General features: G+C 70.2%; 9 protein-coding genes. 3 read left to right on the top strand and 6 right to left on the bottom strand.

Annotated features, from left to right (window positions below; all coding sequences use genetic code 11):
- Positions 1-630, top strand: a 630-nt coding sequence (locus H8R17_RS31470) for a hypothetical protein (protein WP_223125697.1), incomplete at its 5' end; no start/stop codon positions are given.
- A 69-nt stretch (positions 631-699) separates the two neighbouring features.
- Here the strand turns inward: H8R17_RS31470 and H8R17_RS31465 are convergent.
- The gene (locus H8R17_RS31465; RefSeq protein WP_262505640.1) at positions 700-1,137 is read right to left on the bottom strand and encodes an ATP-binding protein; all 438 of its coding nucleotides are present in this window, start codon (positions 1,135-1,137) and stop codon (positions 700-702) included.
- On the opposite strand from H8R17_RS31465, the gene H8R17_RS45885 reads away from it, so the two are divergent.
- Positions 1,027-1,296 carry a Scr1 family TA system antitoxin-like transcriptional regulator gene (locus tag H8R17_RS45885; protein ID WP_316959580.1) on the top strand — a complete coding sequence of 90 codons (270 nt, stop codon included), beginning with the start codon at positions 1,027-1,029 and terminating at the stop codon, positions 1,294-1,296. The genes H8R17_RS31465 and H8R17_RS45885 overlap by 111 nt on opposite strands.
- Before the next feature lie 8 nt (positions 1,297-1,304).
- A complete protein-coding gene (locus tag H8R17_RS31460) occupies positions 1,305-1,493 on the top strand; it encodes a DUF397 domain-containing protein (protein ID WP_187826612.1) in 189 nt (62 codons plus the stop codon).
- Positions 1,494-1,509: 16 nt separating this feature from the next.
- On the opposite strand, the gene H8R17_RS31455 is transcribed toward H8R17_RS31460, so the two are convergent.
- The 5 genes from H8R17_RS31455 to H8R17_RS31435 form a co-directional block, all read right to left on the bottom strand.
- On the bottom strand, positions 1,510-1,947 hold the full coding sequence (locus H8R17_RS31455) for a VOC family protein (protein WP_187826611.1): 438 nt from the start codon (positions 1,945-1,947) through the stop codon (positions 1,510-1,512).
- A 76-nt stretch (positions 1,948-2,023) separates the two neighbouring features.
- Positions 2,024-3,088 carry a hypothetical protein gene (locus tag H8R17_RS31450; RefSeq protein ID WP_187826610.1) on the bottom strand — a complete coding sequence of 355 codons (1,065 nt, stop codon included), beginning with the start codon at positions 3,086-3,088 and terminating at the stop codon, positions 2,024-2,026.
- Between the two features lie 52 nt (positions 3,089-3,140).
- Positions 3,141-4,079 carry an N-acetylneuraminate synthase family protein gene (locus tag H8R17_RS31445; protein ID WP_187826609.1) on the bottom strand — a complete coding sequence of 313 codons (939 nt, stop codon included), beginning with the start codon at positions 4,077-4,079 and terminating at the stop codon, positions 3,141-3,143.
- 14 nt (positions 4,080-4,093) lie between these two features.
- Entirely contained in the window at positions 4,094-5,359 is a 1,266-nt protein-coding gene (locus tag H8R17_RS31440) for an N-acylneuraminate cytidylyltransferase (RefSeq protein WP_187826608.1), read from the bottom strand.
- 38 nt (positions 5,360-5,397) lie between these two features.
- Positions 5,398-6,738, bottom strand: a complete 1,341-nt coding sequence (locus H8R17_RS31435; RefSeq protein ID WP_187826607.1) for a DUF6716 putative glycosyltransferase — start codon at positions 6,736-6,738, stop codon at positions 5,398-5,400.
- Between the last annotated feature and the right edge of the window lie 102 nt (positions 6,739-6,840).

Here is a 6,840-nt window from a genome sequence, read left to right as displayed (position 1 = left end):
ATCTTCCGCAAAGCACCACTTTCAGAAGCTGCCCTACAACCAACTTCCTTCCATGTTCAGGACGCAATATCAGGGGCCTTACGCCTGCCTGGACTTGGGGACCACGCGGGCCGCAGCGCTGACATCGCGATCACAGCCAGTGACGCGCGCTTACTGGGAAAGGCTCATTACGTGCTGGGCACGGAAGGTTCACCACAGGAGGAAGAAACCCGAATGAGTACGTTCGCAGTCCCCCCTGTCCCTGCCGCCAGAACCCATCGCCGTCGACGCAATCGAACCATCCTGCTGATCAGCGTCGGGATCACCGCCTTTGCGGTCCTCGTCTACGCCATGATCCGGCCCGACTCCGCGCAGGCCATGGGCGAAGACCTCCTGTACGACGTCAGCGAAAACGGCGAGGTCGTCGCCTTCTTCGACGAGTTCAGGGGCCTCGAGGTCCAGATGGACCTCGCTGAGCCTAACCAGCCAACCGGCACCGCGACCGGGGAGGAAGTGCAGGCGGCCGTCGATGAGATGAAGGCGACCGTCCAAAAGGTCCTCGGCTGGGACATGGATACCCAAGAGGCGGCTATGCAGGCGGAGGCCACGCGGTTTGGTGAACTGATGGGAACTCACCGCGTCGTTCTATGAGGACACTCCGGGGGTCGACCAAGAGGCCTGCCGCGGACGTTGCGCCAGGACGGCGACGGGGCGGCCCACTCACGCGGCCACGAGCTGGCACCAGACGTATTTCCCCCGGTCCCCCAATCGCGCCGACGGCTGCCACCCCCAGTGATCCGCGCACGCCCGCACCAGCCCCAGCCCTCGCCCCTCCTCCAACTCCCCCGCCTGCTCCATCCGTTCCAGCGGCCGAGGCGGATCCGGCGGCGCCGGGTCGGTGTCCCACGCCCCGATCCACACCACGCCCTGCACGGTACGGCGGACCCTGAGCGCGGCCGGCCCCTTCGTATGCCGTACGGCATTGGAGACCAGCTCCGCCGCCAACAGCTCCGCCGTGTCCACCAGGCCGGCCAGCTCGCCCACGTTCTGGAACTGTCCGAAGCCCCTCACATCACCGTACGCGTCATCCCCTTCGACCTGGACGCCTTTGCCGGTGCCGGAAGCGCCATGGTGTACGCGGGTGGCCCCGTCCCTCAGCTCGACACCGTCGTACGCGACGGCCCCCACGGCACGCTCTTCATCGACGCCGAAGCCCAACTCGGCCGTTTTCGAACACTCTTCCGTAGGATAGAAGCAACGTCGCTCGACCCCGAGCGTTCTCGTGACTTCATCCACAAGCTGGCCAAGGAGCTCTGAGGCGCAACGTGAGTACCCCCGACACCTGGCGGAAGTCGTCCTACTCCGGCGGTGGCGAAGGCAACGCCTGCGTGGAGGTCGCCCTCCGCCGCACCCACATAGCCGTCCGCGACTCCAAGGGCCCCTCCGCCGGCACCCTGACCTTCCCCACCGATGCCTTCGCCTCCTTCCTCCGGGCCATCCGTACGCCGAGCTGAACGTCGCTCCGGGCAGTCAGACCAGGCAAAACTCGTTACCCTCCGGGTCTGCCATCACCACGTGATCCGGCCTGCCCTGCAACTCGTCCTCACGGACCACGGTCGCGCCCGCAGCGGTCAACCGCTCCACCGCCGCGACCACGCGCGGCCAGCGCACCTCCCACGGCGTTTCACGGCCGCCACCGACTTGCACGTCGATATGCAGCCGGTTCTTCACCACCTTCGGCTCCGGCACCTTCAGGAAGGACAACGTGGGGCCTACGCCGTCCGGATCCGAGAGGTACGCCCCGTCATCCCACTCGTCCTCCGGAACCCCATGATGCGAGAACCACTCCTCCCAGCTCCCGAACCCTGCGGGCGCGGGCTTCTCCGCATAGCCCAACGCCAGCGCCCAGAACGCGGCCAGCTTCGCCGGGTACGCGCAGTCGATCGTCAAGCTCCACTTGGCCGCCACGAGCCCTCCCCAGTCGGAGGAACGGACTGTACCGCGCAGCTCTGACGCTCCCGCCCCTTCGTCCCAGAGGCGACGCCTACGCCAGGCTCACCGCCGACAGCCGGTGCACGCCCCGCGCGGTCCCCGTCACCCCCGACAGGAAGCCCGACGCCCGCGGGGACGCCCCCTGGGTCAGCCAGGCCGGGTCGATGTCGCACACGGCGACCCGCACCTCGGTGCCTGCCAGGGCCAGGGGCAGGGTGTGGACGACCGTGGACGGGAAGCTGAGGATGGTGCGGCCGACGGGGCCGCGGCGGGCGATCAGTTCGAGCGGGAGGTCGGGCCGGACGACCTCCAGGCCCGTCTCCACGGCCAGCCGGTGGAGTTTTTCGACAGTCTCCCTGCGGTGTGCGAAGTAGCGGGTCGCGCCGTGGGTCCTGGCCAGGGACTGGACCGCCTCCAGATAGCGGTCGCCGTCCACGACGCCGGTCTCCACCAGGGACGTGCCCACCATGTCGGCGCCCTTGGTGATGCGGGGCGGGCCGAAGCGGGCGCGGGTCCAGCCGAAGTCGTTGGTGGTGACCGTGACGCCCTCGGGGGTGTCGGCGATCGGCATGGAGGAGAAGATCTCCACCCGGCGGCGCTCGCCGGGCGTCAGCTTGCGCCGTGCCGAGGACGACACCGGCGCGAAGATCAGGTCCCGCGGGGCGGGCCGGCCGCCCTTGCGGTGCCAGCGCACCAGGCGCTCGCCGCGGGCCAGTTGGCCGACGAACTCCATGGTGGCCGTGCCGTCGTCGACGACGACCAGGTCGCGGGCGCGGGTGATGGTGAGCAGCAGTTGTACATAGCGGGAGAAGGGGTCGCCCAGCACGATCCGGGACGCCCTGCGCAGCAGGCCCGCCAGGCCGCCGATGGTCTGGAACGGCGCCGCCGCGCCGCCCCGCGCCTCCTCCCAGCGGACCTCGTACCCCTCCTCGCGGGCCAGCTCGGACATGCGCCGCAGCTGGCCTCGGGTCATCGGGTCGATCGGGGAGAGCACCACGAGGGTGAGCCCCACGCCGGGCGCATGCGCATGCGCCCACTCCAGCACGTTCAGCAGCTGTACCGGACTCTCGACGAACGCGAGAGTGTGAGGGCCGGCATTCCCGGCGCGGGGGCTCATCGGCGTACGACCGTCCCGTCGTATGGGGGTTGTGGGGGGTGGTTCAGTGCGGTCAGACGGTCACCGGCTCGCCCGCCGCCGTGGCGATCTCCGCCTCGGCGACCACACCGGCGACGCGGCGCAGCTTCTTCATCGGGCCCAGCTCGGACTCGTAGACCTTCTTGACGCCGTCACCGAGGGAGGCCTCGATGGTGCGGATGTCGCGGACGAGGCGGGTGAGGCCCTGCGGCTCCACGGAGGCGGCCTGGTCGGAGCCCCACATGGCGCGGTCGAGGGTGATGTGGCGCTCGACGAAGGCGGCGCCGAGGGCGACCGCGGCCAGGGTGGTCTGCAGGCCCGTCTCGTGGCCGGAGTAGCCGATCGGGACGTTCGGGTACTCCTTCTCCAGCGTGTTGATCACGCGGAGGTTCAGCTCCTCGGCCTTCGCCGGGTAGGTCGAGGTGGCGTGGCACATGAGGATGTTGTCGGAGCCGAGGACCTCGACCGCGTGGCGGATCTGCTTCGGGGTCGACATGCCGGTGGAGAGAATCACCGTGCGGCCCGTCGCGCGGAGGGCGCGCAGGAGTTCGTCGTCCGTGAGGGACGCGGACGCCACCTTGTGCGCCGGAACGTCGAACTTCTCCAGGAAGGCGACGGCCTCGGTGTCCCACGGGGAGGCGAACCAGGCGATGTTCTTGCTCTTGCAGTACTCGTCGATCTGGCGGTACTCGTCCTCGCCGAACTCCACGCGGTGGCGGTAGTCGATGTAGGTCATCCGGCCCCAGGGGGTGTCGCGCTCGATGTCCCACTGGTCGCGCGGGGTGCAGATCTCCGGCGTGCGCTTCTGGAACTTCACGGCATCGCAGCCGGCCTCGGCGGCCACGTCGATCAGCTTGAAGGCGTTCTCCAGCTCGCCGTTGTGGTTGATGCCGATCTCGCCGCAGACGTAGACCGGATGGCCCGGGCCGACCTCGCGCGAACCGAACTGGCGCAGACGGGAGTTGGTGCTCATGGCAGAAGATGTCCTTACTTGGTGAGGGAATCGAGAGAGGGGCCGAGGATCCAGCTGGCGATCTCTCGGATCGCGCCGTCGCCGCCGGGGGCGGTGGTGACCGCGCGTGCGGCGCCGCGCACGACGTCGTGGGCGCTCGCGACCGCCACGGGCCAGCCCACGAGGGCGAAGCACGGGAGGTCGTTGACGTCGTTGCCGACGTAGAGCACGCGCTCAGGCGCTATGCCCTGCTCCTCGCACCACTGCTTCAGCGCGAGGTCCTTCCGGTCGATGCCGTGCAGGACCGAGATCTTCAGCTTCCGGGCCCGTGCGGCGACGACCGGGTTCTGCTCCGTGGAAAGGATCAGCATCTTCAGCCCGCTCCTGCGCAGGGCCGCGACGCCGAGTCCGTCTCCGCGGTGCACGGAGACGAACTCCCGTCCATCGGCATCGATCAGCACCCGGTCGTCGGTCTGGGTGCCGTCGAAGTCCAGTACGACCGCGTCGATGTCGTCGGCGGTCGGGAGGGCGCCGGGGCGCGCGGCGTCGAACAGCGGCGCGAGGGCCCGGGCCCGGGCGAGGTCGTGCGGGTCGTCGATCTCCAGCACGCGCGCGGGGTCGGTGCGCACGAGTTCCGTACGGCCGAAGAAGCGGTGGCCCGCCTTGCGGAAGCCGGCCGCGTCCATGCCGTAGACGGCGCCGGTCTCCAGGAAGTCCTGGGGGCGGTCCTGGCGGCGCGGGCGGAAGGACTTGTCGTGGTTGACGCCGTAGCCGCCGTCCATGACCTGCGTCCGCGCCGCGGTGGCCGCCGCGGTGGCCTCGGTGTCTGCGTCGCGCCACACGAACCCGTGGAAGGGCGCGACGGTCAGCGCGCTGTCGGCACCGTTCTCGGCGATGGCGCCGACGACGCCGTCCACGTCCTCACGGACGATGAAGGGGCTGGTGCACTGCACGAACAGCACCACGTCGACCTGCGCGCCGTGCATTGCCTCGTGGGCGTCCATGGCGTGCAGCACGGCCGCCTCGGAGGTGGCGGTGTCGCCGGCGATGGCGGCGGGCCGCAGCACGACCTCGGCGCCGGCCTGCCGGGCGGCGGCGGCGATGGCCTGGTCGTCGGTGGAGACGACGACGTCCGTCACCAGCCGGGAGGCACGGCACTCGCGCACGGCGCGGGCCACCAGCGGTACGCCGCCCACCGGGGCGAGGTTCTTCGCGGGCACGCCCTTGGAGCCGCCCCGCGCGGGGATCACCGCGAGCACGCGGCGCACCGACGCGCCTTGGCCCGCTACCGGGTTGGACATGGGAACTCCTAGGGCTTCTTGCGAAGGGACGGGGCGGCTCACAGCTCCCCCATCCGCCGGATGACGGGCGCGACCCGCTGCACTCCGTGCCGATAGGCGCCGCGCGCCGCGCGCCGCACGATCTGCCGCACCGGTCCGGGCTCCCTGTCGGCGGCCGGGGCGCCCGGCAGCGGGGTGCCGTCGGGGCCGAGGTGGTGGCGGGCGAGGATGCCGGGCAGATAGCCGGGGGCGGTGACGGGCGTGTAGTAGGGGGTCAGCGGGGGCAGCCCGCCGGGGCGGTCGAGCAGCTTGGCGATGCGTTCGCGGGCCGCGTCGAAGGCGGTGTCGTACGACCCGTCGGGGACCACGCCCTGCCGGGCGACCCACTCCGCGTCGGGCACCGGCCGGTGCCGCGCGTCGAGCTGGTCCCAGGAGGCGAGGCAGCCGGAGCCGACGAAGTGGTGGTTGCCGAGCGTCTCGCGCACACCGAGGTCGGTGAGGACGACGGTGGGGATACGGCGGTGCAGCGACTCCAGCGCGGCCGTGGAGCTGATCGTGACCAGCAGGTCGGTGCGGTCGAGGACCTCACCCATGTTCCCGTACACCAGGCGGAAGTTGGCCGGCGGGTCGAGCCGCTGCATCAGCTTCTGGTACGGCAGTTCCTCAATGTGCGTGGTGTGTTCGCCGGGCTTGGAGCGCAGCTTGAGCAGCACGTCGCGCCCGGGGTGCAGCCGCGCGTGCTGCACGAGCCGGTTCAGCAGGTACGTACGGTCCTTGCGGCTGTCCGGGACGGAGGGCTGCGCGGCGAAGACGACCGTGTAGGGGTCGTGCTCGCCGGTGTAGGGGGTGCCGCCGAGGAACGGCAGTGCCACCTCGGTCACCGCGGAGGAGTCGGCTCCGACGCCGTCGTACACGCCACGGAAACGGTCCGCGTCCTGGCGGGAGTTGGCGAGGACGAGGTCCGCGCCGTGCCGCAGCAGCAGGCCGTCGGCGAGCTTCTCGTAGACGACGCCGACGTAGCCGGTGACGACCACGGGACGCGAAGCGCGGTCCTCCCACACCCGCCCCAGCCCGTGCAGCATGGCCTGCACGCCGCCACCGACCAGGGACAGCACGAGGACGTCGTACGACTCCTCGGCCATGGTCCGCAGGAACTCGACGGCGGTGACCTCGCGGAGGGAGTCCGCGCGGACGCCGACTTCCTGGAGCTGGCGGGGGGTCGGGGTGGCTCGGCCGCGCAGCAGGTAACCGTCCAGACGAATGTCTGGATTTTCCGTATCAGCGGCATTACCGGCTTGTTCCGGCGCAATGCGGTTCGCGGTGAGCGAGCCCCATTTCCACCGGGTGTCGGAATCCGCGAGAACGGCCACCCGCAGGGCCTTCGTTGCACTTACTGGCACGTCACAGACGCTAGGAAGGCATTTCTAGGATCTGCCCAACCCGAACGCAACAAACGGTTAACAGCACATCGCCGAATGGCGAATCCAGTCGTGTGGCGCCAA

Source organism: Streptomyces sp. TRM68367 (assembly GCF_014495685.1).
GTDB lineage: Bacteria > Actinomycetota > Actinomycetes > Streptomycetales > Streptomycetaceae > Streptomyces.
The sequence above is the reverse complement of the archived record's forward strand: the minus strand, read 5'-3'. Positions and strand labels throughout refer to the sequence as shown.

What these genes read in the sequence shown, in the direction of transcription:
- H8R17_RS31445 (WP_187826609.1), bottom strand. Translation starts at nt 4,079, where the DNA reads ATGAGCACCAACTCCCGTCTGCGCCAGTTCGGTTCGCGCGAGGTCGGC.
- H8R17_RS31450 (WP_187826610.1), bottom strand. Translation starts at nt 3,088, where the DNA reads ATGAGCCCCCGCGCCGGGAATGCCGGCCCTCACACTCTCGCGTTCGTC.
- H8R17_RS31440 (WP_187826608.1), bottom strand. Translation starts at nt 5,359, where the DNA reads ATGTCCAACCCGGTAGCGGGCCAAGGCGCGTCGGTGCGCCGCGTGCTC.